22 protein-coding genes and 1 pseudogene are annotated in these 25,688 nt (G+C 69.9%); 13 read left to right on the forward strand and 10 right to left on the reverse strand.

What is annotated here, in order from left to right:
- The first annotated feature begins 77 nt into the window (after nucleotides 1-77).
- Both ACH4ZA_RS38810 and ACH4ZA_RS38815 read left to right on the forward strand, forming a co-directional pair.
- Nucleotides 78-2,213 (forward strand): NACHT domain-containing protein, encoded by a 2,136-nt coding sequence (locus tag ACH4ZA_RS38810; protein WP_398433733.1) that lies wholly within the window; start codon nucleotides 78-80, stop codon nucleotides 2,211-2,213.
- Entirely contained in the window at nucleotides 2,210-2,812 is a 603-nt protein-coding gene (locus tag ACH4ZA_RS38815) for a hypothetical protein (protein WP_398433734.1), read from the forward strand. Before ACH4ZA_RS38810 ends, ACH4ZA_RS38815 begins: the two co-directional genes overlap by 4 nt.
- A gap of 262 nt (nucleotides 2,813-3,074) precedes the next feature.
- Here the strand turns inward: ACH4ZA_RS38815 and ACH4ZA_RS38820 are convergent, their stop codons facing one another.
- A complete protein-coding gene (locus ACH4ZA_RS38820) occupies nucleotides 3,075-3,293 on the reverse strand; it encodes a hypothetical protein (RefSeq protein ID WP_398433735.1) in 219 nt (72 codons plus the stop codon).
- Nucleotides 3,294-3,505: 212 nt separating this feature from the next.
- On the opposite strand from ACH4ZA_RS38820, the gene ACH4ZA_RS38825 reads away from it, so the two are divergent.
- Nucleotides 3,506-6,502, forward strand: coding sequence for a tetratricopeptide repeat protein (locus tag ACH4ZA_RS38825; RefSeq protein WP_398433736.1), 2,997 nt, complete (start codon nucleotides 3,506-3,508; stop codon nucleotides 6,500-6,502).
- Nucleotides 6,503-6,875: 373 nt separating this feature from the next.
- Nucleotides 6,876-7,316: a hypothetical protein gene (locus ACH4ZA_RS38830; RefSeq protein ID WP_398433737.1), complete on the forward strand. Its 441-nt coding sequence runs from the start codon at nucleotides 6,876-6,878 to the stop codon at nucleotides 7,314-7,316.
- Nucleotides 7,317-7,492: 176 nt separating this feature from the next.
- Here ACH4ZA_RS38830 and ACH4ZA_RS38835 read toward each other — a convergent pair whose 3' ends face one another.
- Nucleotides 7,493-7,783 carry a transposase family protein gene (locus ACH4ZA_RS38835; protein ID WP_398433738.1) on the reverse strand — a complete coding sequence of 97 codons (291 nt, stop codon included), beginning with the start codon at nucleotides 7,781-7,783 and terminating at the stop codon, nucleotides 7,493-7,495.
- A 250-nt stretch (nucleotides 7,784-8,033) separates the two neighbouring features.
- Between ACH4ZA_RS38835 and ACH4ZA_RS38840 the strand changes: the two genes are divergently transcribed.
- The gene (locus ACH4ZA_RS38840) at nucleotides 8,034-8,639 is read left to right on the forward strand and encodes a dihydrofolate reductase family protein (protein WP_398433739.1); all 606 of its coding nucleotides are present in this window, start codon (nucleotides 8,034-8,036) and stop codon (nucleotides 8,637-8,639) included.
- A gap of 419 nt (nucleotides 8,640-9,058) precedes the next feature.
- Nucleotides 9,059-9,340, forward strand: coding sequence for a carboxypeptidase regulatory-like domain-containing protein (locus ACH4ZA_RS38845; protein ID WP_398433740.1), 282 nt, complete (start codon nucleotides 9,059-9,061; stop codon nucleotides 9,338-9,340).
- Nucleotides 9,341-9,431: 91 nt separating this feature from the next.
- On the opposite strand, the gene ACH4ZA_RS38850 is transcribed toward ACH4ZA_RS38845, so the two are convergent.
- Both ACH4ZA_RS38850 and ACH4ZA_RS38855 read right to left on the reverse strand, forming a co-directional pair.
- Nucleotides 9,432-9,710 carry a sigma-70 domain-containing protein gene (locus tag ACH4ZA_RS38850; protein ID WP_398433753.1) on the reverse strand — a complete coding sequence of 93 codons (279 nt, stop codon included), beginning with the start codon at nucleotides 9,708-9,710 and terminating at the stop codon, nucleotides 9,432-9,434.
- 18 nt (nucleotides 9,711-9,728) lie between these two features.
- Nucleotides 9,729-10,415: a GntR family transcriptional regulator gene (locus ACH4ZA_RS38855; RefSeq protein ID WP_398433741.1), complete on the reverse strand. Its 687-nt coding sequence runs from the start codon at nucleotides 10,413-10,415 to the stop codon at nucleotides 9,729-9,731.
- A gap of 90 nt (nucleotides 10,416-10,505) precedes the next feature.
- On the opposite strand from ACH4ZA_RS38855, the gene ACH4ZA_RS38860 reads away from it, so the two are divergent.
- The 4 genes from ACH4ZA_RS38860 (at nucleotide 10,506) to ACH4ZA_RS38875 (ending at nucleotide 13,550) form a co-directional block, all read left to right on the forward strand.
- Nucleotides 10,506-11,153: an NAD(P)H-binding protein gene (locus ACH4ZA_RS38860; protein WP_398433742.1), complete on the forward strand. Its 648-nt coding sequence runs from the start codon at nucleotides 10,506-10,508 to the stop codon at nucleotides 11,151-11,153.
- A gap of 187 nt (nucleotides 11,154-11,340) precedes the next feature.
- The gene (locus tag ACH4ZA_RS38865) at nucleotides 11,341-12,450 is read left to right on the forward strand and encodes an NADH:flavin oxidoreductase/NADH oxidase (protein ID WP_398433743.1); all 1,110 of its coding nucleotides are present in this window, start codon (nucleotides 11,341-11,343) and stop codon (nucleotides 12,448-12,450) included.
- Nucleotides 12,451-12,541: 91 nt separating this feature from the next.
- Nucleotides 12,542-12,973, forward strand: coding sequence for a VOC family protein (locus ACH4ZA_RS38870; protein WP_398433744.1), 432 nt, complete (start codon nucleotides 12,542-12,544; stop codon nucleotides 12,971-12,973).
- A 190-nt stretch (nucleotides 12,974-13,163) separates the two neighbouring features.
- A complete protein-coding gene (locus tag ACH4ZA_RS38875) occupies nucleotides 13,164-13,550 on the forward strand; it encodes a nuclear transport factor 2 family protein (protein WP_398433745.1) in 387 nt (128 codons plus the stop codon).
- Between the two features lie 443 nt (nucleotides 13,551-13,993).
- Here the strand turns inward: ACH4ZA_RS38875 and ACH4ZA_RS38880 are convergent, their stop codons facing one another.
- The 3 genes and pseudogenes from ACH4ZA_RS38880 to ACH4ZA_RS38890 form a co-directional block, all read right to left on the reverse strand.
- Nucleotides 13,994-16,003 carry an ABC transporter permease gene (locus ACH4ZA_RS38880; protein WP_398433746.1) on the reverse strand — a complete coding sequence of 670 codons (2,010 nt, stop codon included), beginning with the start codon at nucleotides 16,001-16,003 and terminating at the stop codon, nucleotides 13,994-13,996.
- A 28-nt stretch (nucleotides 16,004-16,031) separates the two neighbouring features.
- Nucleotides 16,032-16,235: a hypothetical protein gene (locus ACH4ZA_RS38885; protein ID WP_398433754.1), complete on the reverse strand. Its 204-nt coding sequence runs from the start codon at nucleotides 16,233-16,235 to the stop codon at nucleotides 16,032-16,034.
- A gap of 36 nt (nucleotides 16,236-16,271) precedes the next feature.
- Nucleotides 16,272-16,713 (reverse strand): annotated as a pseudogene (locus tag ACH4ZA_RS38890) (ATP-binding cassette domain-containing protein); the annotation flags it as partial.
- Between the two features lie 846 nt (nucleotides 16,714-17,559).
- Between ACH4ZA_RS38890 and ACH4ZA_RS38895 the strand changes: the two are divergent.
- From ACH4ZA_RS38895 to ACH4ZA_RS38905, 3 genes are all read left to right on the forward strand, one after another.
- Nucleotides 17,560-17,688: a hypothetical protein gene (locus tag ACH4ZA_RS38895; protein ID WP_398433747.1), complete on the forward strand. Its 129-nt coding sequence runs from the start codon at nucleotides 17,560-17,562 to the stop codon at nucleotides 17,686-17,688.
- A 354-nt stretch (nucleotides 17,689-18,042) separates the two neighbouring features.
- A complete protein-coding gene (locus tag ACH4ZA_RS38900) occupies nucleotides 18,043-19,407 on the forward strand; it encodes a ricin-type beta-trefoil lectin domain protein (RefSeq protein ID WP_398433748.1) in 1,365 nt (454 codons plus the stop codon).
- 422 nt (nucleotides 19,408-19,829) lie between these two features.
- Nucleotides 19,830-21,410, forward strand: coding sequence for an RICIN domain-containing protein (locus ACH4ZA_RS38905; RefSeq protein WP_398433749.1), 1,581 nt, complete (start codon nucleotides 19,830-19,832; stop codon nucleotides 21,408-21,410).
- 135 nt (nucleotides 21,411-21,545) lie between these two features.
- Here the strand turns inward: ACH4ZA_RS38905 and ACH4ZA_RS38910 are convergent, their stop codons facing one another.
- The 3 genes from ACH4ZA_RS38910 to ACH4ZA_RS38920 all read right to left on the reverse strand — a co-directional run.
- The gene (locus ACH4ZA_RS38910; protein ID WP_398433750.1) at nucleotides 21,546-21,740 is read right to left on the reverse strand and encodes a hypothetical protein; all 195 of its coding nucleotides are present in this window, start codon (nucleotides 21,738-21,740) and stop codon (nucleotides 21,546-21,548) included.
- Nucleotides 21,741-22,462: 722 nt separating this feature from the next.
- Nucleotides 22,463-24,928: a SpoIIE family protein phosphatase gene (locus ACH4ZA_RS38915; RefSeq protein WP_398433751.1), complete on the reverse strand. Its 2,466-nt coding sequence runs from the start codon at nucleotides 24,926-24,928 to the stop codon at nucleotides 22,463-22,465.
- Nucleotides 24,929-25,324: 396 nt separating this feature from the next.
- Nucleotides 25,325-25,688: DM13 domain-containing protein (locus ACH4ZA_RS38920; protein ID WP_398433752.1), on the reverse strand; the 364-nt coding region annotated here is incomplete at its 5' end.

Here is a 25,688-nt window from a genome sequence, read left to right on the forward strand (position 1 = left end):
GCCGCCAACGCCAACCACACATCGTCCGCGGCTACTTCGGCGGCCCACACGTCCGCTACACCCTCGAATAGAACCCTTTGAGTTTCGGATCAATAGCGCCCTCGGCGCTCACCGCGATGCTGCTCGCTGGTTACGCGGACTACGCGCGCAGGTTCCTCGACTTCCTGGAAGGACTTGCTCTTTGGGAGCAGCTGAACGCATCGGGGCGCCTTCAGGCCCACGCAACTCTCACGGATGATCTGCCGCGCGCGGCTCTTGACCGATACCAGGGTCTGTACGTCGAACTCGCCGACAAAGCACCTGAATTCGGGTTCTGGGTATCGCATGTGGGGCAGCAGGCCCTCCACACAGACGTCGGCCGTGCCCTGTCCGGGATCGAGACTCTCCTCGCCCGCACCACCGAGGGGCTGCGCCCGCCGGTCGACGTAGCCTCCGCACTGGCGCGCGCTCACCGGGCGGCGCTCGCTCACCCAGTGCTGGACGCCGCGTCGGCGCCGGACGGCATCAGGATCCCCACCCTTCAGGATCTCTACGTCGACCCGGACTTCCGCGTAAGTGCCGTTTCCGGGCAGGCCGCACCGGCCAACCACGAATGGTGGGATCGACTGCCCCTGCGTGGAGACCTCACCCGCTACCTGGCCGGGACCCTCACCTCTCCTCAGCTGGCCGAGGCGCCCCTGTTGATCCTGGGCCAGCCAGGTGCCGGCAAATCCGCCCTGACCCGGGTGCTCGCCGCACGGCTGCCCTCCGTCGGCTTCCTCCCCGTGCGGGTGCCGCTGCGGGACGTCCGGGTGGAGGACGAACTGCAGGACCAGATCGAACAGGCGATCCGCGCCTCCACCGGCGAACGCGTCAGCTGGCCGGAACTGGTGCGCGCGGCAGGCGGCAGTACCCCTGTTCTACTCCTGGACGGCTTCGACGAGTTGCTGCAGACGACCGGTGTCCACCAAACCAACTTCTTGGAGCGCGTGTCCCAGTTCCAGCGTCGTGAGGCGGACCAAGGACGGCCCGTGCTGGCGTTGGTGACGAGCCGGACCTCCGTGGCCGACCGCGCCCGATACCCCACCGGCATGGTCGTCCTTCGCCTGGAGCCCTTCCGCGCCGAGCAGATCGCGACCTGGCTGGCCGTGTGGAACGAGGCCAACGCAGCCGGATTCTCGGCGCAGGGCCGCGGACCGCTCACCTGGCAGCACCTCGAACGGCACGCGGAACTCGCCGTCCAGCCGCTGCTGTTGACGATGCTCGCGCTGTACGACGCCGCCGACGGTGCTCTGCGACGCGCCGACGACTTCGACGTCACCGCGTTGTACGAACAGCTGCTGTCCTCCTTTGCCCGGCGCGAGGTCGGCAAGACGACACCTCATGCCCTGCTGGACGAGGACACGGAAGCCGTGGTCGAGCAAGAACTGCAACGCCTGTCTCTCGTGGCGTTCGCCCAGCTGAACCGGGGCCGCCAGTGGGTGTCGGCCGATGAACTCGAACAGGACCTCAGCGCCGTACTGGGCAGGCGGCCGGAGCGGCCCCCGGGATTCCGCTCCCCGCTCACCGCCGCCGAAACAGCGCTCGGCCGCTTCTTCTTCGTCCAGCGCGCCCAGTCGGTACGCGACGGCCAGGTCCTCGCCACCTACGAGTTCCTGCACGCGACCTTCGGCGAGTATCTGGCCGTGCGCCTCACCCTGCATCTGCTCACCGACCTGCTGGCGCCCCGCCCCGCGCTTTCCCTCGGAGACACCCGCATCGACGACGACCTCGCCTACGCGCTGCTCTCCTACACCTCCCTGGCGTCCCGGCAGATGCTGCGCTTCGCGCGGGCGCTGATCGCCAGGCTGTCCGCAGCGGAACGGCGCCGGCTGACCCGGACCCTCATCCAGGTCCTGACCCAGCACACGACGCGCACCGGCGACCAGCACCCGGCCTACCGGCCCGCCCTGCTGCGCACCACGACACGCCACGGCCTGTACGGCTCCAACCTCGTGCTCCTGACGGTGCTGTTCGCCGAACGCTGCTCCGCCGCCGAGCTGTTCCCGGGCTCCGCGGACCCGTCGGGCGCCTGGCACCGACACTGCCTGCTGTGGCGCTCGGCGATGAACGAGAGCAGTGGACGGACTTCGCCCTGTCCGTCGACGTGCATCACACGTGGGACGACGAGGGCCGGGCCCTGGAGATATCGCTTCGCTCCGAGTCGGGCACCCCACCGCAGCCGCTCGACATGAACTGGCACTTCCGCTACCCCCGAGGCGGCGGAGGCTCCGGCTGGTCACGGTCGTACTGGGATGAGCTCTGGCACAAGACGGCCGTGTCCGGTGGAACCAATGACTCGGTGATGCGGCATGCCCTGGACCCGGTGTTCCGGTGGCTCGGCCAGGCTGTGACCGTGTTCAGTTCGGTCCACGGTGCTCCGGCCTCGTCGCTCGCCCACGACCTGCTCGAGCTGCTCCTGGCCGATCGCACGACCATGAGCGACAGGGAGCTCGGCGACCTCTACGATCGTGCGCTCCAGGGAACGCGGCGGCTGATGGACATGCGCCACCCCCAGCTGGCGTCGGCCGTGCACGCCCTTCTCACGGCCTTCGGCCAGGACAAGGGGCGAGTCCCCGGCGAGCCCCACGACGACCTCCTGCTGTTTCTCGCACAGCTCGTTCAGCTCATGTTCGGTGACAGCGAGAGGGCGGAGCCGTTGCCGGTGTCCGTCCGCGACGCACTGTCCCATGCGCTGGCGGCCCACCGCCCCTTGGTGCACGCCCTCGTATCGGCGGAGAACCGGGCCCTGATCGCACGCCACCACGGTCCGGCCACAGGCTTGCCGGAGTGAGCGGACAGGGCGGCTGCCGATCGGCGTCGGCCGGCTTCCAGGCACCGGCCGCAGCCGGTTCCGGCTTGCGTTGAAACGCGCCGTCACCCCTCACACGGCGGGCCTACGGGCTGCCGGCGGAGAATACGAAGCGGCCCCTCCCCTACAGCTGCAAGACGCTACTGGCGGTACCGGGGCGGGTGACATCGGCTTTCCGCGCCCGTGGCCGTGAAGGCCGACAGTGTGTTCGGGGGTCCGGTCACACCGTCGGCCGCGCCACCGTTCACCGCGAGCGAGGTCCGCCCAGCATCGCGTTCAGCGCGCTCAGCAGCGCCGTCAGAACATGCCGCGCAGCGGTGCGGCGACATGGGCGGGCGCTCCACACCGCGGGCAGCACCACGCCCACGTAGAGGAGCAGGAACACCATCATCCCTGCCGCACCGGCCCGTCCGAGCATCTCGATGACGCCGTTCAGGATCGAGCGCCACATTCCCGTCGCCATGCTTCCCCCTGGGTGTCTAGGTGGGTCGTTCGACCGCGGTGCGATGGTCTCCGTCCAGGACGGTGTCCATGAACCCCCATCAGGCGAGTTGGACAGTTTCCACACACATTGCGCTGGTCGGCCCCTAGGCTGCCGAACGTGTCCGGAAGGGGGTTCTGGACAGTTGGACACCGGGGGGCGGGGGCGGGATGTCGACTGGGCATCGTGACGGCGTGGAGGACGAGTTCTTCCGTGATCTGCGTCTGCTGGGAAGTCTCTGCGAGGAGCGTCTGTTCACGCGGCGGTCGGTGCGCTCGCTGGCGTCGAAGGCGGATCTGACGCCGACCACGGTCGGCCAGTGGCTCAAAGGCAGTCGTTTCCCCAAGCATGAGCGCAGATTCACGAAGCTGATCACGGTGTTGCGCGAGGCCTTCGCCCACGAGGGGATCGATGTCGACTCGCGCCGGCGGCACCTGTTGAATCCGACGCAGTGGGCCGGTCGACACCGATCGGTCGTCGCGCGTCGCGCCCATCCGGGCGTTGGCGAGCACCTGCCTTCTGGGGGCGCGACGGCGGCGGTCACCAACCTGCGCGAACTGGACAGCGGAGTGTTCGTCGGTCGTGAGGACGAGACCGACCTCCTCAACGGCCTTCCCTCGACCGGCACCGGCCTGACCGCCGTGACGGTGCGGGGAATGGGCGGGGTGGGCAAGACGACGCTGGTGTGGCACCACGCGCGGCGCCATCTGGCCTCCGGGCGGGGACCGGTCTGGTGGGTCGACGCGGAAAGCCCCGAGCTCATCCGGGCAGGTCTGGCCGCGCTGGCCGAAGCCCTCGACCTGAAACCGGACAAGTCCCTGACGGACCTGGAGGCGTCCGCCCGGGCGTTGGCATGGCTGCAGGGCCGTACCGGATGGCTGGTCGTCTTCGACAACGCCGAAAGCCCATCCGACCTGCGCCCCTTCCTCGGCAGCCTGACCACCGGGCAGATCGTGGTCACCACCCGTCGCGATCTGGCCTGGCCGGGAGGCGGCATGACGGTGAGCCTCGCCCCTCTCATCCCGGACCACGCCGTCACCGTGCTGCAGGAACTCACAGGGCTACGGGACGAAGAGGCGACCCAGGCGCTGAGAGAACTGGCCGAGGAGCTGGACGGTCTGCCGCTCGCACTCCAGCAGGCCGGCGCCTACCTGGCCCAGACCCGCGTCAAGCCCACCGTCTATCTGTCCTACCTGCGCGGTGATCCCGCCACCATGCTGGCCGAGCCCATCCCGGGCGACGAGGAGCAGCGCACCATCGCCCGCCTGTGGAAACTCACGCTCACCATGCTGCGGGGCGCCAACCCCGACGCGGAGAGACTGCTGCGTGTCCTGGCCTACTGTGCGCCGGCCCGGCTGCCTCGTGACGTGCTGGCCGGCGCGCTGCCCTCACCCGTACGTGTCGACGGGGCGCTGGGACTGCTGGCCGCCTACAGTCTGATCACCCTCACGGCCGACGACATCACGGTGCACCGGCTGCTCCAGGCCGTCCTGCGCACCACCACGCCTCCACCGGCCCACCCGCCGGCCGACCTGGCGAGCGGTGAGGTGGCACATCCGTGCGACACCGCCGTCGCCTGGCTCGACGGGGCCAGTCCGTCTGGTGCCCCGGGAGACGTGGCGAACTGGGCGCGCTGGGAACGGTTGGAGCCCCATGTGGTGGCCGTGGCGGCGCACCAGAGCCGCTTCCGCCGCCTGCCTCACCCCTGGCTGGCGGACCTGGTGGGGCGGACGGGTGTCTACTTGAGCTCACGCGGTCGTCTGGACTCCGCTTTGGCACTCCAGAAGCAGGCCCTGCGCTGTGCCGAGACGATCCACGGAGAGCACCATCCGACCACGGCCAGGCACCGGGGCAACCTCGGGGTGACGCTCAACGAGGCGGGCCGGTACGCGGAGGCCGAACAACTGCACCGCGCGGTGCTGGAGGTCGCCGAGGCCGAGCACGGACTCCGTCACCCGGCCACCGCGGGCCCCCTGGGCAACCTTGCCCATGCCCTGGCCGGCCTCGCTCGGTACGAGGAGGCCATCCGCCTGGCCGAGGACGCCCTGGAGATCACCCGGGCCGCCCGGGGGGAGAATCACCTCGAGACGGCCCAGTGCAAGAGCACCCTCGCCGGAACGCTCTACGACGTGGGGCAGTACACGCAAGCCGCGCAGCACGCCGCGCAGGCCCTGCACGTCACCCGTGACGTCCTGGGCGAAGGGCATCCCGAGACTGCCCAGCTCATGGGCAACCTCGCCGCCGTCCTGGGGGCGCTGGCGGACTACGACGATGCCCTGCAACTGGAGCAGACGGCGTTGGACGTCACCCGGACCGCCTTCGGCGAGGACCACCCGGACACCGCCCTGCGCTTGGGGAACCTCGCCCAGACCCTCCTTCACCTCGGACGGTACGACGAGGCCATGCCTCGGGCCGAGGCGGCCGCGCGCATCATGAGGGAGGCCTACGGGGGCTGGCATCCCAGCACCGCCGTTCAGTTGGGCAATCTGGCACGTGTGCACACCGGGCAGGGAGCGTACGACGAAGCCCTGCCGCTCGACGAAGAAGCATTGGCCATCACTCGCGCCACTCTGGGCGAGAACCACCCCGACACCGCCCTGCGTCTGAGCAACCTTGCCCAGAGCCTTCGCAGGACCGGCCGACCTGAAGAAGCCCTGGAGCGCGAGAACAAGGCCCTGCTCGTCATCGAGGCGACGCTCGGGGTTCGTCACCCCGACTACGCCGTCCACGCCAACAACCTGGCCACCATCCTCGACGCGCTCGGCCGGCACGCCGAAGCACGGCCCTTGAAGGAGGAGGCGCTGAAGGTGGCCGGTGAGGCCTTCGGGCCGGACCACCCGGTCAACGCCAACTATGCGAGCAACCTGGTCTACACCCTGCACCAACTCGGCGAGCACCAGGAGGCCCTGCCCCACGCGCAGCGGGCCGTGGAGCTCACCGAGGCGGCTCACCAAGACCGCCACCCCGACCTCGCGGTGCGGCTGAACAACCTCGCCCAGACCTTCCTCGCCCTGGGACAGCGGACCGAGGGCATGACCCGCCAGAAGCAGGCGCTGAAAGTGGCCGAGACCGCACTCGGCTCCCAACACCCCACCACCGCACACATCCAGCGCAAACTGGCCGAGGCCACCGCCTCGGACGTCCCGCCGCCGACGCTCTCTACGGACAGTCCGAAGTCGTGGAACGGCTGACCACGGCCCTCGCCTCCACCATCGGTCCACGCCTGCCCGCCCAGGCCGGTCGCGCGACGCTGCCCTTGGGGCCGCCGGCGTACCTGTCCGGGTTCCCGTGCCGGCGAGACCAACGGCGCCCCGGCCGCAGCGGTGTGGCGGCCCGTGGGCAACCCCGGGTGCCGGGTTGATGACGCTCTTTGACATTGGCTTTGGCCGCGATTTCGTGACAGGGGAGTTGGATGTACCTCTGTTCACTAGTGCCAGTCGGCAGAGCGGCTGGTCAGAGGGAGGGGCAGTGGTGGGGGTCGGCGATTTGGTGCGTGCGGAGTTGGACCGGTACAGCTGGGATGCCCTGAGGTGCGGCTGCGGCGAATCCGCGGAGCACGTGCCGATGCAGTTCGAGGTGATCATTGAGGCGGAGACCGCCCGCGACATGATCGGGTACACCCTCGACGATCACCTTGAGCTCGGCACGAACCTCTTCGAGGCATCGGTGCCAGCGGTCAGCGTGATTGTCGCTGCGCTGGCCGGGGAACTGTCACCCACGGCACGCGGTCATCTTTTGATCACGTTGTGCCGCATGGTGAGTGGTGAGTCCCACTCCACGGAAGCGGCATTCGGGCGTATGCGCCTGGGTGACGAGTGCCGGGCAAGGTGTCGCGAGGGTCTGTGGGTCGTCGGCCAGGTCGGGCTTACCGGGGGCGCAGACGAGGCCGAGATGGCTGCAGACATCTTTGAGCTTGTGGACATCGATGAGGCAAGGTCGGTGTTCTACCAGTCGCTTTTGCGTCGCCGCGTGAAGGCGAAGACGAGGCGCCGACGGCTGGTGTGACGTCGGTCGATGTCACGGCACGCGAACTCATCCACCCCCAGTACCCGGGGCGGCCGCGAGGGAACCGGCGGAGCTTCCAGCAGCCGAAGCAAGCGGGTCGGGCCGGCAGCCAGCCCCAGCCGACGGCACAGCCTCTCCCCGGCACGTCCGCCCAGCTCCACAGCGATGCTCTTCAGTCAGGCTTTCAGCCTGACGCTCGCGCGCCGGCAGCGTTCAGTGAAGCCCTCGATTTGCTCGGCGAAGATCTTGCGCGGGCAAGAGCTCTCGTCGCAGAAGAACCTGCGGACCGTGAGGTGCACAACCATGCGTAAGGGGCCCGCGGGCCGCTCGACGACCCGACGTCGATACGCACTGTGCACCCGGCTCGCCCGCCCTCCGCAGCCAGGGCACCGGCGGGGTGGGGTGGTGGTGGCTGCCGCCACCACCGTGAGCTCGTCCGCGCTGATGCTGACGTCCTCGACCCGCACGCCGATCCCAGGAAGAGGATGTCCCTGCTCAGGGGTGTCCCCCGCACCTGCCCGCCAGCCCTCAAATCGTGGAATGACCTCTGGCGCAACGGCCCGTTTGCCGACATCCGCCTCGGGCGCTCCGAAGCAGTGTCGCTCGCCGACCTGATCGGCTGCAGTGTCATGGGTTTCTCGTTACTCCACAGCGCGCCGATGAGTTTGTGGCTCCCGGCCGGTCCAAGCTCGTGACACCCCAAGAAAGGACACCGTCATGTCGGAGCTTCTCGTCGACTTCATCACGTCGCTCGACGGCTACGCATCGGGAGAGGGATGGCCCGGGTTCTGGGGCCTCGAGGGCCCGGAGTACCTCGCATGGCTCGGCGAGCAGCCCAAGGCCACCTACCTGATGGGAGCGAACACCTACCGCCTGATGTCGGGCTTCGCCGCAGGCGAGGTCCCCCATGGCCAAGACGAGTTCCGGCCCGAAGAAGAGGCGTCCGTCGACGAGCTCACGCAAGCTTCCAAGGTGGTGTTCTCCTCCTCACTCGAGGAGCCGCTGACATGGGCCAACTCCACGCTCGTCCGCGACGACGCCGTCGAGGCGGTCCGCGCCATGAAGTCGAGTGGCCAGGGGATCCTCAGTACGATCGGCAGCCTCAGCCTGTGCCGGTCCCTGCTACGAGCCGGACTCGTCGACCGCTTCCGGGTCGTGATGTTCCCGGTGATCACCGGGGCCACGGGCGAAGAACGCATCTACGACGGCTATCCGGACGTCGCCCTCGAGATGATCGAACACCGCACCTTCGACGGCCGCATCCAGCTGGTCGAGTACAAGCCCAGCGTGCTCGAGCACCCTCCGCTCGGCGTCCCTGCGTGACGTCGCCCGGGCCTGGTGGTCTGGGCGACCGCCAGGCCGGCGCCGGCGACTTCGGTCGCCGAGCCCTCACATGCGGTCCTGTCCGCCGCATGCCTCAAGACGCAGCGACGTGGAGGGAAGAGAGACCGAGCCGTCCGATGGGCCGTGAGCTGTTGGCCGACTCGGCCATGAACCTCGAGTAGGAGTCCTCGTTCTGGGTTGACCCCAGTCATAACCAGTTGGCACGGCGTCGACCTCTCGCGCGGTCGGTCGCGCCGCGGGGCGCCGCTTGACGACCACCTCGGCGACGCCTGCGTCCAGCACGCCGTGCACGGCCTCGGATTCGCCCCGCCGGGCACTTCCCGGGCCACACCGTGAGCGCTCCCGGATTCCGGCCGACCGCCCGCACAGCGCAGGTGCCCGATGCAGGAGTCGGTCGTATGGCGGTGGTGCTCCAACCTGGCGCACGGCTCAAGGGCGTGGTCCGTACCCTGGGCGGTCCCCACCCGTTCCCCGATGCGCGGGTGACGTTGATCGACACCGCCGGTAACGTGCTGGGCACCGCGACCACGGGTCCCGACGGCGCCCACGCCTTCACCGATCTGGACACAGGCGCCTACTCGGTGGTCGCGAGCGGATACCCGCCGGCGGCCCGGTCGGTGAACGTGCTGAGCAGCCGGGTGGAGACCGCCGAGGTGGATCTGGCGCATCCGGAGACCTGAGATGTCCTCGCCACAGGGGCGCGCGGTCCTCGACCGGGATCTGCTTCACTGCCCAGCTGCCGCTCAGCGTGAGATGCCAGGCTCTTACGAGTCAACTACGAACCCGGCCACTGACGATCGCGCGATCAACGCCGCGATATGTGACGCCCACGATGAAGTCGTCGAACTCGGCTCCGCCCTCGTCGGACAGCACGGTGTGCAATGACACGGGCTCCCTGTCGTAGGCGTTGAGTTCGGCCAGGCGCTCCACCGGGACGTCCGCCCTCACGGGAACCTCCTCCGGGGTGGGGTCGGCTCCGTTGCCGCGCAGCAGCTCACGGCGGACTCGCGCGACGCGGCGGTGATCTCCACAGCGCTGGGCAATGCCCAGTTGGTGGCGGGCTGGTGGTCAGGCCGGGTGGCTCGACGTGCCGGTGACGACGTCCACCGCGTGGCGGCGGTGGGCGGCGAAGAGGGGGAGGGCGGCCTCGATGTCGCGGGCACGCAGGGCGGCGGCCAGTTCGTGGTGCTCCTGGGGGATGCAGCCGAGGTAGCCCTCGGTGCTGATGCCGATGCGGGTCAGCAGGAACAGGTGGACCTGGCAGCGGATGGTCTCCCAGGCCGCGGCGAGGCGCTGGTGGCCGGTGGCGGCGAAGACGGCGTCGTGGAAGGCGATGTCCAGGCGGACCATGGCGTGCGGGTCCGTCATACGGTCCATCACGCCGGCCGCCTTCTCGACGGCGGCGAGGTCCTCGTCCGAGGCGTACGCGATGACCTGCTGGACGGCGAGGTCCTCTAGCGCGCCGCGCAGGCTGTCGAGCTCGGCGACATCCTCGGCGGACAGCGTCGTGACCACGGTGCCGCGGTGCCAGGCGCAGTGCACGAGCCCCTCGCGCTCCAGTACGCGCAGAGCCTCACGCACCGGCCCCCTGCTGACCTGAAGTGTGCCGGAGAGTTCGACCTCTCGCAGCGGTGCCCCGGGGGCGTACGCGCCGCTGAAGATCGCCTCCCGGATCCGGTCGGCGACCTCGTCGGCCAGTCCGCGGCGGCGGGCGGGGGCGACCGACCGATCTCCCGTGGGTTGACTCTTCTCCATGTCGTGATGTTAACATTCCCTCCTTGTCCTAATGTCAACATTAGGACAAGTGGCGTGACCGGCCATCCGGCCAGGAGAAAGGCGATTCCCATGAAGGTGTTCCAGATCGGTGCCGCCGGGGCTGTCGGCAGGAGGCTCGCCGCCCTGCTGTCCGAGCGCGGCGACGAGGTGACCGGCATGCACCGCAGCCCGGCCCAGGCCGACGCGATCCGCGCGACCGGTGCGACGCCGGTGACCGGCGACCTGATCGCCGACTCAGTGGAAGAGCTGGCAGGCAAGCTTGCCGGGCACGACGCGGTGGTGTTCTCCGCCGGCGCCCACGGAACCGGCGTGGACAAGACCACGCTCATCGACGGCAAGGGCCTGGAGAAGGCGGCCGCTGCGGCCGAGGCCGCCGGAGTCCCGCGCTTCGTCCTCGTCTCCGTGTTCCCCGACGCCCTGCGCGGCGCTGGAGCCTCCGAAGGCTTCGAGCACTACGTCAGGGTCAAGAAGAGTGCCGACGTCCATCTCACCCGCACCGGTCTTGACTGGCTGATCGTCCGCCCCGGCACCCTGCTGGACGGACCAGGTACCGGGCGGGTCACCGCCGGGCCCGCCGTCGAATACGGCGACGTACCCCGCGAGGACGTCGCCGCGTTCATCGGCGCGGCTCTGCACGAGCCCGCCCTCGGCCACGTCATCGTCGAGCTGACCTCTGGCGACACCCCGGTCGCGGACGCGGTCGCCCGCCTCGCCTGAACCCGGCGTCCTGCCCCTCCCCCTCCCCCGCATCTCCACGGCGTCTTGGGCAAGTCCTCGAAGCGGCCTATGCCCCCTGTGCAGCCTTCGCAGGCCCACACACGGTCATCGCCTGGCACCGGACGGCAGCCGAGCCGTCCGGTGACGTCGACCACCGACAACCGACCACGAAAGAAGTACCACCCGCATGAGTTCCCTGTTCACGCCCCTCACCCTGCGTTCCCTTGAGATACCCAACCGGGTGTGGATGTCGCCGATGTGCATGTACTCCGCCGCTGCCGATGGACCGGACACCGGTGTGCCGACCGATTTCCACCTCACCCACCTGGCCTCCCGCGCCGCGGGCGGTGCGGGCCTGGTCATGGCCGAGGCCACCGGCGTGCGCCCGGACGGACGCATCACCCCCTGGGACCTGGGTCTGTGGAACGACCGCCAGCAGGAGGCGTTCACCCGCATCGTCGAGGCCGTCAAGGCGCACGGCGCCGTCCCGGCCATCCAGCTCGCCCACGCCGGCCGCAAGACGTCGATGGACAAGCCCTGGCTCTCCGACCGGTACGTGCCCGAGGCCGAGGGCGGCTGGCAGCCCGTCGCCCCCAGCGCCATCGCGTTCGGTGGACTGGCTGTTCCTCATGAACTGACCGTGGAGGAGATCCAGCAGCTCGTCCGGGACTTCGCGGACTCCGCACGGCGTGCACTTGCCGCCGGCTTCCAGGTCGTCGAGGTGCATGGCGCCCACGGCTTCCTGATCAACTCCTTCCTCTCCCCGGCGTCCAACCACCGCACCGACGCCTACGGCGGCAGCTTCGAGAACCGGCTCCGCTTCGCCCTGGAGGTCGTCGACGCCGTCCGCGCCGTGTGGCCCGAGGAGCTGCCGGTCTTCTTCCGCACCTCGGCCACCGACTGGCTGACCGAGAATCCCGAGGACGAGCGCGAGGGCTGGACCGGGGACGACACCGTCCGCCTCGCCAAGGAGCTGCACGCCCACGGCGTCGACCTGCTCGACGTGTCCACCGGCGGCATGGTCCCCGACGCCAGGATCGTCGCCGGACCCAACTACCAGGTGCCCTTCGCCGCCCAGGCACGCCAGGCCACCGGCATCCCCACCGGCGCCGTCGGCGTCATCACCGAGCCGCAGCAGGCCGAGGACATCCTCACCAGCGGGCAGGCCGACGCGGTCCTCCTCGGCCGTGAACTCCTGCGCAACCCCTACTGGCCACAGCACGCCGCGCTCGCGCTCGACGCCGATCCGACCTGGCCCGACCAGTACGCCTATGTCGTCGAGCGCCGCAAGCGCTGACACCTCCGCAACCGCGTCGCTGCATTTTCCGCGCCCGCCAGAACCGGTAGGCGCCAGGCACTCCACGCAGCACGGAAGGAAACCCAGGTCCATGTCCCGTCTCGCTTCCCCCATTCCCCGCTTCCACCTCGCCGTCCCGGTCGACGACCTGGACGCTGCCCGCCGCTTCTACGGCGAGACGCTCGGCCTGGAGCAGGGCCGTAGCGCCGGCACCTGGGTGGACTGGAACCTGCACGGCCACCAGTTCGTCACCCACCTCGCCCCGGCCCGTACCGAACAGATACACAACCCGGTCGACGGCCACGACGTCCCCGTACCGCACTTCGGGCTGATCCTGACCATCGACTCCTTCCACCGGCTCGCCGACCGGCTGCGTGCCGCGGACACCGCATTCGTGATCGAGCCCTATGTGCGCTTCGCAGGTGAGACCGGCGAGCAGTGGACGATGTTCCTGCTCGACCCGGCCGGCAACGCTCTGGAGTTCAAGGCTTTCGCCGACGACTCCCAAGTGTTCGCCACGTGAATACGCCGGGACCCTGCGGCGCACCCCGGCGGTGAACCGGCAGGCACCCCAGCTGTCCACGGGCTGGTGGCTCGACAACCGGAACAAGCCCGGTTCGGGTCTCGGCCAAGCGGCCGCCGACACAGCCTGACCCCACGTCTCGACCAACCCGGCGCAAGAGCGCACCCCCACTTCAAACTGGAGACACAACATGTCGAAACCGACCTATGTCGCTGACCACATCGCCATCACCGAAGTGCTGGAAAAGTACAATCAAGGCGTCGCCCATGCCGACAGCGCCATCATGAAGCCCGCGTTCGCCGAAGAGGCGACGATTTTCGGCGTCGAGAACGACAAGCTCACCGGCGGTGCGATCACCGGCCTCTACCAGGGGATCGACAGGGATTTCCGACCCTCGCCGGAAGGCCGCGCCGTGATCGCCTACATCAACGTCACCGGCACTGCGGCCAACGCACGTGTCGATACCAACGATGTCTCCGGCCTGTGTTTCACCGACTACTTCAATCTTCTGAAAGTCGATGGCACGTGGACCATTGTCAGCAAGATCTACCACACCAACGACGCGCCGAAATCCTGATGCGAACACGGCCCGGGCGTAGATGAGCTTCCCTCCTCCCTCCCGACCCGGCGTGGCGTGGCGTGGCGTGGCGTCACGAGGTCACTGACGGTCGTACAGACGGAGGAATCCCAGGGTTTACGCTCCTGCGCGTGACCAGGTTCCACGCCCCTGTGTGCCTGCCACCGACCGCGCCTCGGAAGGTTCCACGGGCGGTGGCTGGCGCCCTGGCGCCCTGCAGCACGGTCCTCGCCGAGGGACAGAACCCGGTCGGCCACTGAGGCTCAGTGCAGTGCAGGGCGAGCATTGAGGTTTCGGCGTCCTCTCTTCCGGGCTGGTCAGGGCTCCGTCCTTGCCGTGGTGGAGCACGATGTTGGCGCTGTTCCCGTTCTCCACGGCCTGGAGCCGGAGGGATGGCGCGGGGAGGGGCGCTACAACCGGCTGCGCACGTCGGCCCGCGGTTGTCAGTCCGCGGTCTGGACGGGCTCGGCCGTCACCTTGCGCAGCAGCGGCCTGCTCGCACCGATGGCGGCGAGCATCGCGACCGTGCCGAGCGCCACACAGAGGGCCAGTTGCACGGCACCGGAGGCGCTCATCGTGCTGCCGGCTGACTTGTTGATCTGGTAGGCGCCGTAGACCCCCATGGCGGTGGTGCCGCCGGCCAGGACGGTCAGGGGGAGGGCCGTCTCGCGGACCCGGGCTCGGTCCAGCACCTTCAGCGGTGTGCCGGCCAGCCGCAGCAACGCGTAGACGCGGCGCCGGTCGAGGACGTTGGCGGCGGCGGTCAGACCGGCTGAGGCGGCGGCGACGAGGAAGCTCATGGCCAGGGTGGCGGTGCCGACCACGCCGAGGCGGTCTACGTGCACGTCGTCCCAGGCGTTGAGGTAGTCCTGGGTGAACGGCGGTCTCGCCGGCTCCAGGGGGGCCAGGGCGGTGACGGCGGTGTCGAGCTGGTCCTGGCCGCCGGTGACATGGGCGAGCAGGCCCGGACTGCCGTGCAGCAGGTTGTCGTGGTCGTCCTCGGAGGCAACGGTGACGGTGGCGGTGACGCCTGCTTCGCGTAGGAGTATGCGGGCTTCGGCGGCGTGGCGGCCGGCCGCCACGTCTCCGGTCGGCACGGCGACCTGGCCCGGCTGGTCGGGAAAGCCGAGTGTCAACTGGCTGACGGAGAAGAACCCTGCGACGAAGCCGGCCAGGACAAGGCCACTGACAGTGCGCCAGGCGCCGCCTGGATCGTCGCTGAGCCGACGGGCCGCCAGCAAGGTCGCCGGCCTGCGGGCGAAGCGGCCCACGATCCGGCCCAGCCGGTCAACAACCCAGGGTCCGAGCAACCAGAACGCGCCGTAGAACAGCACCAACAGGACGGCCAATTGCCGGGGCCCGAGCCGGCCGCCCTGCGCGGAGTGCAGGACGTATCCCAGAGCCGCCACGAACAGCGCGAGCCGGATCATGCGGGTACGGCGCGGGTTGGCCTGTTGGGCGGCGCCCAGCGGAGCGGTGGCGACCCGGCGGAGCATGGTCACGGCGCTGACGGTGATGAGCACGGTGACCGCCAGCACCACGGCCGTGAACCAGGACAGCCCCACCCACAACTCACCCACGTACCAAGTGCCGACGCCGTAGGGGATCTCGGCGAGGGCGGGAAGCAGCGCCGCGTACGCGAGTGCGCCCGTCAGCGCTCCTGCCCCGCCCACGGCCGCCGCCTCGGCGGCCGTCATCGCGATGATCTGCCGTGGGGTCGCTCCGGCCAGCCGCAGCGCGGCGAGCCGCAGTTCGCGCCGCGCCGCACCCAGCCTTCCGGCCGCCGACGCCAGCACGATCACGGGTACCACCAGCAGCGCCACACCGAGCATCGCCGTGCTCTGGTCGGCGACGGTGACCAGGCTCGGCCTGGAGGAGGTGAAGCCGACGACGACGGCCCGAGCGGTCTGCCCCTCGTCGTAGAAGTTGTCGCCCTGAGCCGCCTCGGAAACGGCCGGGTCGGACGGTGCCCGCCCCACGACGGCTATCAGCTCGTCGGGGGAAGCGAGGCCGGCCGCGCCGATCGTTCCGTACGACGCCGGCTTCGGGAGGCGGTCGGCCAGCTGTCGGGCGGGCAGCTCGCGCATCAGGGCGGCCAGCGCGGGGGAAACGTACACCGAGCCGTTCTTCGGGAAGGTGCTCAGGCCGGGCGGAGCGGGCGTGCCCTGACGACCGGGAAGCTGCGCCAGCGACACCACCGTGACGGGCTCGTGGCGGACGTACGTAGTGGTGAGCGCCTGGATCGCGGTGCCCTGCCCGGTGGGTGCGGCGGCGGGCGTGTGCCAGGCGGTTCGCTCGGCGCGCTCACCGGAGCCGAGGCACACCGCGATCATCAGCAACAGCACGAACGTGCTGACGGCGGCGACCGCGACCGCCAGCAGCTGGCTCTGCAGGCCGCGGCGGCCGGAGGCTTTGGCGAGATGCCAGGTCAGGAACAGGACGGGCGAAGGCATGAAGGTCTCCGGGGTGTGGGGGATGTGGTCAGGCGACCGTGTACTGGCTGTGGCCGCTGATCCGGCCGTCCCGGACCTGGAGGATGCGTCCGCAGTGGGCGGCCACGTCGGCGTCGTGAGTGACCATCACCAGGGCCGTGCCCTGCTCACGGGTGACGGAGGTCAGCAGCTGGATCACCTCGTCACCGGTGGTCTGGTCGAGGGAACCGGTGGGCTCGTCGGCGAAGACCACGTCTGGCTCGCTCGCCAGCGCTCGGGCGATGGCGACGCGTTGCGCCTGCCCGCCGGAGAACCGCCCGGGTCGGTGTCGCTCGAGCCCGGCCAGGCCGAGCGGCGCAAACCAGCGGCGGGCGCCCTGGACCGCCCGTTTGCGCGGCGCCCTCCCGCATCAGTGGCAGGGCGACGTTCTCCTCTGCGGGCAGCTCGGACAGCAGCTGGCCGGACTGGAAGACGAACCCGAACCGTTTGCGGCGCAGCGCGCGGAGCCGGTTCTCACCGAGGTTGTCGATGTGCTCGCCGCACAGCACTGCCTCGCCGCCGTCAGGGCGGATGATCGCGGCCAGCGTGTGCATCGACGTGGGCCTACCGGACCCGGACGGACCCATGATCGCCAACGAGTCGCGCTCGCCGACCTCCACGTCCACACCGGCCGGGGCGGTGGTGGAGCCGTACTTCTCGATGAGGCCATATCCGGCCAGGACGAAGCCCATGGTGTGCAGCGGCCCCTTCGCAGCGCTCGAACTTCCAGGTGATGGAGGTGTCCGGGGCTTTCACCACGGCAACCGGGACGGAGGCGCCCACGCCCCCGTCGGCGTGGCGGCGCGAGTCGACCGGGAAGGTGTGCGACCCCAGTCTCTCCGGCGGGCCGGGGCGGCCGTATCGGCCGAACAGCCAGGTTTCACGTCGGCGGCGGCCCCTTACTCAGCCGATCGGCTGGTCCCGGTGGCACTGAGGCTGCCTTCTGCGATCCGTGTGAATCTCGCCATCGCCATCGACATCAAGGACTCCGCCGTTCGTCTCGCTTGTGGAGGTGGCACCGACGTTGGCGAGCTCGTGGAGACGGGTCTTGGCTGCGCTGTCCTGGGTGTACTTCCAGCCCGGGAGGCCACCGGAGGCGATCTCTTCTTACGCCTGGGAGCCGCGGCTCGAGGTTGAGGAGGTCTCCATGTACATCAGCGTCGGCCACTTGGAGTTCGCGGCGACGGAATCGGCCTGACAGAGTCCTTGACGACGCCATGGCGCCTTCCTACGCTCCGTGGGAGCGTTCCCATGCCGGCCTGAGTGGTCCTGAGAGGCAACCGGTTCACTCGGCACCCCCACCACGCATCGGAGGCCCTCGTGACACACTCGCGCCTCGGCATCACGCCATCCGCGCGAAGAGCCATCCGGTTGCTGGAAGCCGACTGGGCGGCGGCGTCACCACCGTCGCATTGACCGGCAGGCGTCCCACCCCGTCGATCGACGTCACCCATGTCCGCGCCCCCTCAGCAAGAGCGGTCGACCTGAACACGCGGACTGCTGCTTGGGCCCGGGCGGCGAGCACAAGCCGCTCCCCCGTGACGGTGGTCGACCAGTGGACACGCTTCGACGGCTCAGGCGACACCTACGACGGACTACACTCCTCCGCCTCCGGAAACGCGAAGATCGCCGCCCGCTGGTATCCCGCCATCGCCGGCCTCCTGTGACCGGTGGCCGCGCGGTCCGGGAGACGGGAGCCCGCCGGCCTGACTGCCGTCCGGGTCGCCTCCCCCTGGGCAGGGCGGCCCCCACGAGGACCGGACAACGCACAGCACCTGCGCGTCCGGCGTCACAGCCGACACCCGAACGTCCGGCCACTGCACGACGAGCCATCCGCCCTGAGCGCCGCCGAAGAGGCCACGATCTTCTCCATCGATGCCAGGGGGCACGCTCCAAGGCCGTTTCCCGGCTCCACACCAACGCCGCTCAACCCCTGAATGTCATGCACACAACATAGTGGGCGCCACGCAGTTCGATACGACCCCCGTAGCCACGACAAAAAGCCATGGAGGTACAGGACGATGCGCTCGAACATCGCCGACGTCCCGGTGTCAGGCGACACCCCGGCCGCCTCAGCGGTATCCGGAAGGAGGAGCAGGACGGTCAGACTGAAGGCGGCCGCGGTCACGGCCCTGACCGGCCTGATCACCGCACTCGTCGCGCTCCAGCCGGCGTCTGCGCAAGCGCCGTCGGCCGCGGCCAACCCCTACGAGCGGGGTCCGGCCCCCACGACGAGCAGCGTCGCGGCCCAGAGGGGTACATTCGCGACCGCGGAGGTGAGTGTTCCACCCGGCAACGGCTTCAACGGCGGAAAGATCTATTACCCCACGGACACCAGCCTGGGCACCTGGGGCGCGGTCGCCGCCGTGCCCGGCTACACCGCCCGGTGGTCCGCCGAAGGCGCGTGGATGGGGCCGTGGCTCGCGTCCTTCGGGTTCGTCGTCATCGGCATCGACACCAACAGCCCCAACGACTACGACACCGCTCGCGGCACCCAACTCCTCGCCGCACTGGACTACCTCACCCAGAGGAGCCCGGTGCGCGACCGTGTCGACCCCACCCGGCTGGGCGTGATCGGCCACTCCATGGGCGGTGGCGGCGCCATCAGCGCAGCAGAACGCCGGCCGTCGCTGAAGGCAGCCCTGCCTCTCGCGCCCTTCTCCCCCTCACAGAACCTGTCCAGCCTGCGCGTGCCCACGATGATCATGGGTGCACGGGACGACGGCACGGTCACCCCGTCCTACCTCAACGGGCTGTACGGCGGCATGCCGGCCACGACGCAGAGCGCCTACATCGAGCTCACCAGCGGCGGCCACGGCTTCCCCACCTGGGGGAACTCCAACGTGACACGCCGTACGATCCCCTGGCTCAAGATCTTCCTCGACAACGACACCCGATACACCCGGTTCCTGTGCCCGTCGCTGGCGGATACAAGCGGGGTCTCCCGGTCCCAGACGAAGTGCCCGTACGTGCCGCCGGGCGGCACGACCACTCCGCCGAGCGGCGGGCAGATCGTCAGCGCCGGCTCCGGCCGCTGCCTGGACGTGGCGAACTCGTCGCAGGCCAACGGCGCCCCGGGGCAGCTGTGGGATTGTGCGGACCGACCCGGTCAGAAGTGGACGCGCACTGCCGCCGGTGAACTGCGCGTGTACGCCGACAAGTGCCTGGACGCCGAAGCCTCGGGAACGTCCGCCGGCACACGGGTCGTCATCTGGGACTGTCACGGCAGGCAGAACCAGCGTTGGAACGTCAACGCCAACGGCACCATCACCAGCGTCCCATCCGGCCTCTGCCTGGACACGGCCGACAGCGGCACCGGGAACGGCGCCCAGACCGTCCTGGCGAACTGCAACGGCGCGTCCGCCCAGCGCTGGACCATCCGATAACCACGAGCGAACCCGCCCCGAGGCACAAGGGGACCGAAGCGCCGCTCAGCGGCCGGCGCTTCGGTCGTTGCGGGCGCCCCAGCGGCCCGGGCTGCCCGCCCGGCCGGACGGGACGTCCGCGACGGCGTCGCCCTACTCCACCGGCTGGGCGCCGTCCTGGCCTGTCACTGCCCCGTCGGGCACCTGTCCCGGACCGACTTCTCTGGCTCATCCGTGACCGTCGGCCCCCGCACGACCCTTCGCAGGGCCACGTGCCGACACCGAACCGACGCGGCGGCACTTCGGCGCCGGCCACTCGGTCCGACCCGTCGGGTCAGCATGAACAGCAGCGCCGTCCGGAACGACGTCGGCCACCGGCGCACAACGGGATCGGGCTCGCGCTCGACGCCCTCGAACACACACGACCGATCAAGGAGGATCCCATGTTCAGACTTGTCCGCGCGATGCTGTCGGCGGCCCTGGTCGCCGCCGTGGTACCTCTCGCTCTCTTACCCGCCCCTCAGGCCGTGGCGCTCGACAACGGCCTCGCCCGTACCCCGCAGTTGGGCTGGAACGACTGGAACAGCTTCGGCTGCGACGTGAGTGACCGTCTGATCCGTCAGACCGCTGACGCCATGGTGTCCAGCGGCATGGCGGGGGCCGGCTACCAGTACGTCAACATCGACGACTGCTGGTCGACCAGAAGCCGTGACGCCCGCGGCAACCTGGTCGCGGACCCTGTCAAGTTCCCCAACGGCATGAAGGCGGTCGCCGACTATGTGCACGGCAAGGGGCTGAAGCTCGGCATCTACTCGTCCGCCGGCCTGACCACCTGTGCCGGCTACCCCGCCAGCCTCGGCAACGAGCAGCGGGACGCCGGCCTGTGGGCGTCCTGGGGCATCGACTATCTCAAGTACGACAACTGCGGCGACCACCAGGGCCGCAGTGGCCAGGATCGCTACACCGCCATGCGCGACGCTCTCGCCGGGACCGGCCGTCCCATCCTGTTCGCCCTCTGCAACTGGGGCAACGACCAGGTCGGCAACTGGGGCCCCGCCACCGGCAACTCCTGGCGTAACACCGGCGACATCCAGGCCAACTGGAACTCCGTGATGAGCATCCTGGACGCCCAGCCCGGCTGGGCGGGCTCCTCCCGCCCCGGCGCCTGGAACGACCCGGACATGCTGGAGGTCGGCAACGGCCTGTCCGACACCGAGTCCCGAGCCCACTTCAGCCTCTGGGCGCTGTTGAACGCGCCTCTGATCGCGGGCAACGACCTGCGCACCATGAACGCCGCCACCAAGTCGATCCTGACCAACACCGAGGTCATCGGGGTCAACCAGGACTGGGGCGGCCGCCAGGGCAACCGCATCGTCGACAACGGCAACACCGAGGTGTGGACCAAGCCGATGGCCAACGGCTCGGTCGCAGTGGTCCTCCTCAACCGCGGCAGCGGCACTGCCACCGTCTCCACCTCCGCCACGCAGATCGGCCTCGGCTCGGCGTCCAGTTACTCGGTACGCGACCTGTGGGCGCACACCAACAGCACGACCAGCGGCTCCATCAGCGTCTCCGTCCCCAGCCACGGCGCCGCGATGTACGTGGTCTCCGGCGGCGGCACGCCGCCTGGCAACAGCACCTACTCACTTAAGGGCCAGGGATCCGGCCGCTGTCTGGACATCACCGGCGGCTCCCAGGCCAGCGGAACGCTCGCCGAGATCTGGGACTGCACAGGGGCCGCCAACCAGCGGTTCACCAGCACCGGCGCGGGCGAGCTGCGGGTCTACGGCGGCGCCAAGTGCCTGGACGTCGTCGGTGCCGCCACCGCCAACGGTGCCGCCGTGAACATCTGGGACTGCAACGGCCAGCCCAACCAGCAGTTCCGCCTCAATACCGACGGCACCGTCACCGCCGTCGGCTCCGGCAAGTGCCTCGACGTCACCGGCGGCTCGACTGCCAATGGTGCCAAGATCCAGATCTGGGACTGCGGCGGCGCGGTCAGTCAGAAGTGGACTCGCAACTGACGGAAAGGGGAATCTTGTTCGATAATCGCGTAAGTCAGGTTCCCAGAGCGATTGCACGGTGACCGACGGCGGACCGAAAGGAGCGGCAGACGCCGAGGCCGCGTGCTCAGGCCCGTTCCGCAAGGTCCGCCCGGGTCAGACGCTGGGGGAGCCGGTGAACCCGTAGTTCCGGTAGCCCTGGCCGTCGCTGTCCCAGTCGAGCCGGAGTGTGATGTCGGCGTAGACGCGCTTGCCGGTCTTGAACTTGATCGTCGGCGTCGTCCAGGAGCCGTTCCCCGAGGAGTTGGAGTGCTCCAGCTCGTACTCGATGTTGTACGCCGCGGTCTTCACCGTGCAGCGCTGTCGGGCCGCACGAGGACGAGGCGGAGCTGCGCGGCGTCGAAGGTGGTGGTGACTCCGACTCCAGCTCAAGTGGTCCGGCAGCGTGAGCAACATGGGCTCCGCGTACTATCCGAGCATCGCGACCTTGCTGGGCGGGAACCCCCTCGGCCGGACCTGGGAGACAGGGCTCCACGGCACACCGACCGCAGGCCCGGCCGTCGACCTCCGCCTCGTCAGCGGCGACGGAACCTGCTGAACGTGACGGCGACGTGTCGAACTCCCGGACACCGGCGCGCCGGTGTCATCAGCCTCCGACTCGCGGAACTTCGTCCCCGCGACCTGTCCGCGTCTCCCACGGCCACGTCCGCACCACCCCGCCGAACTCGCCGACTGCACCCGCCCTCGGCGAGCTCATCACCCGGATCATGACGCTGAACTACGCCGCGGTGGGCGACCATCTCGTCCCACGGACCGACCGCATGAGCTCACAGGCCGACGGCGCCCTGATCGTCCCCACCGGCTCCCCCACCGGACTGACGGCATGCCCCGCCAGGGACCGTACTCGGCGGCGAAGACGTCCGCGCGCACGCCGACAGACGGCACGCGTCACACCGTCTCCGCGCCCGTCTCCGCGCCCGTCTCCGCCGCGGGGCTCCGGCGGCCGGCCGCCGCCTGATGCACAGGGCCGGGAGGGGCTGCCCGCCACACGCCCGCCTCGGGACCGGGCGCGGCTACGGGACCGGGGCGGGCGGCGCGGCGAGGGGCTCGGTCTCCCGCACGTCGGCCGGCAGGGACTGCTCGGCCCAGATCGTCTTGCCGGCGGATGTGTGGCGGCTGCCCCAGCGCTCGGCCACCTGCGCCACGAGGAGCAGTCCGCGTCCGCCCTCGTCGAAGGTCCGGGCCCGCCGCAGATGCGGGGCGGTCGCGCTGCCGTCGGAGACCTCGCAGATGAGCGCGTCGGCCCGGACGAGGCGCAGCTGGATGGGCGGGGTGCCGTAGCGGATGGCGTTGGTGACCAGTTCGCTGACGATCAGCTCGGTGGCGAACTCCAGCTCGCTCAGCCCCCAGGCGGCCAGCTGCTCGCTCGCCCAGCGGCGGGCGCCGGCGACGGCGGCGGGATCGGCGCGGAGCGGTCGGCTGCGTACCTGGTCAGCTCCGAGTATGGAGGTCCGGGCCAGGAGCAGGACGATGTCGTCGGCCGGTGGGTCTGGCCGCACCTTGCGCATCACCTCCTCGCAGGTCTCCTCCAAGCCGGCGGCCGGGTGGCGCAGAGCCTCACCCAGCAGGTCCAGCCCGACGTCGAGGTCACGTCCCGGCGCCTCGATCAGACCGTCGGTGTAGAGGGCGAGCACGCTGCCTTCGGCCAAGTCGATCCGGACCGATTCGAAGGGCAGTCCGCCGAGGCCGAGGGGCGGCCCGGCCGGCAGGTCCAGCATGCGCACCGTGCCGTCGGGGTCCACCAGCAGGGGCGGCGGGTGTCCGGCCCGAGCCAGATCGCACCGGCCGGCGACGGGGTCATAGACGGCGTACAGGCAGGTGGCCCCGACCTCCCCGGAGGCCTCCTCCACCTGCCGTCGCGCGTCCGGGCCCTCCTCCCGGTCGAGTCGGATGACGAGATCGTCCAGACGGGTGAGCAGCTCGTCGGGCGCGAAGTCGGCGTCGGCGAGGGTCCGTACCGCCGAACGCAGGCGGCCCATCGTGGCCGACGCGCGCACCCCGTGCCCCACCACGTCGCCCACGGCCAGCGCGACCCGTCCCCCCGACAGCGCGATGACGTCGAACCAGTCTCCGCCGATCTCGTCCCCGGGCCCGGCGGGCAGGTATCGGTAGGCCAGGTCCACGGCCGCGACCTCGGGCAGTCGTTCGGGCAGCAGGCTGCGCTGGAGCGTGAGCGCGGTGCGGCGCTCACGGGTGTAGCGGCGGGCGTTGTCGATGCTCACCGCGGCCCTGGCGGCGATCTCCTCGGCGAGGATCAGGTCGTCCGGGCCGAAGGCGTCCGGGGTCCGGTGCCGCATGAGATGCATGACACCGAGCGTGACCCCCCGGGCGCGCAGGGGAACCATCAGCACCGTGTGAATCTTGAAACGGCGGATGCTCTCGGCGCGGGCCGGCGAGGCCGTAACCCACGCGCGCAGCGACGCATCGCCCGCGCTGTAGTGGCGCCCCCGGCCGGTGATCAGAGCCAGGGCCGGGGGTGCGCCGGGCGGGTAGACGTCGGTGTCGCCAGCGGCAACCACGGATTCCGGGCATCCCGTGAGCACCGACCGTTGCGCGGTGCGCCGGCACACGACCGGCGTGTCGGGCGGCACCGGTTGCGGCTCATGCCCCTGGACGACGGATTCCAGCAGGTCGACCGTGGCGAAGTCGGCGAATCCCGTCACCGCGACCTCGGCGAGTTCCTCGGCTGTACGGGTGACGTCGAGGGTGCTGCCGATGCGCACGCTCGCGTCGTTGAGCACGGCGAGGCGACGCCGGGCCCAGTACTGCTCGGTGATGTCGATGACCAGCGCGGACAGACCGAGTACCGCGCCCGCACGGTCCTTCAGCGGGGAAAGGAACACCGACCACGCGTGGTCGCGGACCTCGCCGGAGGCACGGAACGGCTGCTCCTCGCGGAAGATCATCTCGCCGGTGCGCACCACCTGATGCTGGAGGCGGTCGATCTCGTCCAGGGGCGGTGCGGGGTAGATCTCCCACAGGGTCCGCCCCCGCATCTCGTCCGGTCTCAGCCCCATGGCCTTGGTCATGACCTCGTTGCAGGTGACGAACCGCGCCTCGCTGTCGTAGATGGCCACGGGCAGCGGGAGCTGCGCCAGCGTGAGGTCCCACAGCTCCGCCGACTCCACCTCCGTCGGGCCGGAGGGATAGCTCACCGATGCCGGAGTCACGACCCAGTACGTGCCGGCGTCCGCGTCCACCAGCGGAGTGCCCCGTAGCAGCACGGTGACGCGGTCACCGTCGCGCTTGCGCAGTGCCAGATCGCTCGTCCACGGCTCGCCGGCGGCCAGGTGGCGACGCGTCGCGAAGGGCAGTGTTCCGCCGAGCAGAGCGGAGGCGGGCCTGCCCACCACCTCCTCGGGGCCGTGTCCGAGGAGCCTCGCCGCTCCCGCGCTCCACACCATGACGGCCCCGCGGACGTCGATGACGACCGCGAAGTCCTCGGGTGCCACCGTGGTGCTGTCGGGTTCGTTGTACATGGGCGTCTACCGACCTCGTCCCCTGCGTCGCCCGGGCACGGGCGACCGGTCACCCTGCACGGGCGCTCCCTCCAGCATCCCGCCACGGCACGACCCGCTCAACCGGCTGCGGGGCTTCCGCTAGTTGTTGATCAAGTATCCGGCCGCTTGTCCACTCGCTGGTCAGGTCGTGGGGAAGGATCAGTCGCGCCACGGATCGCGTCGGACGTGCTGTGATCGCTGATCGAACCGTTGTTGCCGGGGCCAGGGCCGGGGCCGAAGCCTGTGGGGTGTACCCGCCGGGCCTTCGTCGACGTCGGCCGCACCAAGCGCACCGAACCCGGCCTCCTCCTCGATGCCCTCGATGCCCTCGAGGCGCTGAGGTGAGTGCCGGCATGAGAAATGGCGGCACCGTTGTCAGACGCGAGCGAGTTCCGCGGCGCCGAATGAGACGTCGAAACGATCGCACCAGATGCTCACGCTGTTGTAGCTCGACGGATCGACGTCCCTGGGCAGGGCGTAGTTCTGGCTTCCCTTGTTGCCTTTGAGCTTGCCCAGGCTCACGTGCATACCGTCGTCGAAGACACGCCAACCAGCGACCCCTTTCTTCACAGGCGCGTCGGTCAGCCAGACATGCAGATCCGGTCCGTTGCTCGTGTCGAGGTTCTCCAGCCGGACGATGTGGGGGGACTGCTGCAGGATCAGGTGACACCTGACCTGGCTTGCTGAGAGGCGGCCTGGAAGGATGTCGCAGTGCCCAAGCCGTATCCGAAGGAGTTCC

Source organism: Streptomyces sp. NPDC020597 (assembly GCF_044335095.1).
Taxonomy (GTDB): domain Bacteria; phylum Actinomycetota; class Actinomycetes; order Streptomycetales; family Streptomycetaceae; genus Streptomyces.

Excerpts from the sequence above, each read along its gene's own strand:
- ACH4ZA_RS38875 (WP_398433745.1), top strand. The coding sequence starts at position 13,164 with ATGTCGAAACCGACCTATGTCGCTGACCACATCGCCATCACCGAAGTG.
- ACH4ZA_RS38830 (WP_398433737.1), top strand. The coding sequence starts at position 6,876 with ATGCAGTTCGAGGTGATCATTGAGGCGGAGACCGCCCGCGACATGATC.
- ACH4ZA_RS38905 (WP_398433749.1), top strand. The coding sequence starts at position 19,830 with ATGTTCAGACTTGTCCGCGCGATGCTGTCGGCGGCCCTGGTCGCCGCC.
- ACH4ZA_RS38915 (WP_398433751.1), bottom strand. The coding sequence starts at position 24,928 with ATGTACAACGAACCCGACAGCACCACGGTGGCACCCGAGGACTTCGCG.
- ACH4ZA_RS38870 (WP_398433744.1), top strand. The coding sequence starts at position 12,542 with ATGTCCCGTCTCGCTTCCCCCATTCCCCGCTTCCACCTCGCCGTCCCG.
- ACH4ZA_RS38865 (WP_398433743.1), top strand. The coding sequence starts at position 11,341 with ATGAGTTCCCTGTTCACGCCCCTCACCCTGCGTTCCCTTGAGATACCC.
- ACH4ZA_RS38860 (WP_398433742.1), top strand. The coding sequence starts at position 10,506 with ATGAAGGTGTTCCAGATCGGTGCCGCCGGGGCTGTCGGCAGGAGGCTC.
- ACH4ZA_RS38815 (WP_398433734.1), top strand. The coding sequence starts at position 2,210 with ATGAACTGGCACTTCCGCTACCCCCGAGGCGGCGGAGGCTCCGGCTGG.
- ACH4ZA_RS38880 (WP_398433746.1), bottom strand. The coding sequence starts at position 16,003 with ATGCCTTCGCCCGTCCTGTTCCTGACCTGGCATCTCGCCAAAGCCTCC.
- ACH4ZA_RS38820 (WP_398433735.1), bottom strand. The coding sequence starts at position 3,293 with ATGGCGACGGGAATGTGGCGCTCGATCCTGAACGGCGTCATCGAGATG.
- ACH4ZA_RS38845 (WP_398433740.1), top strand. The coding sequence starts at position 9,059 with ATGGCGGTGGTGCTCCAACCTGGCGCACGGCTCAAGGGCGTGGTCCGT.
- ACH4ZA_RS38840 (WP_398433739.1), top strand. The coding sequence starts at position 8,034 with ATGTCGGAGCTTCTCGTCGACTTCATCACGTCGCTCGACGGCTACGCA.
- ACH4ZA_RS38855 (WP_398433741.1), bottom strand. The coding sequence starts at position 10,415 with ATGGAGAAGAGTCAACCCACGGGAGATCGGTCGGTCGCCCCCGCCCGC.
- ACH4ZA_RS38900 (WP_398433748.1), top strand. The coding sequence starts at position 18,043 with ATGCGCTCGAACATCGCCGACGTCCCGGTGTCAGGCGACACCCCGGCC.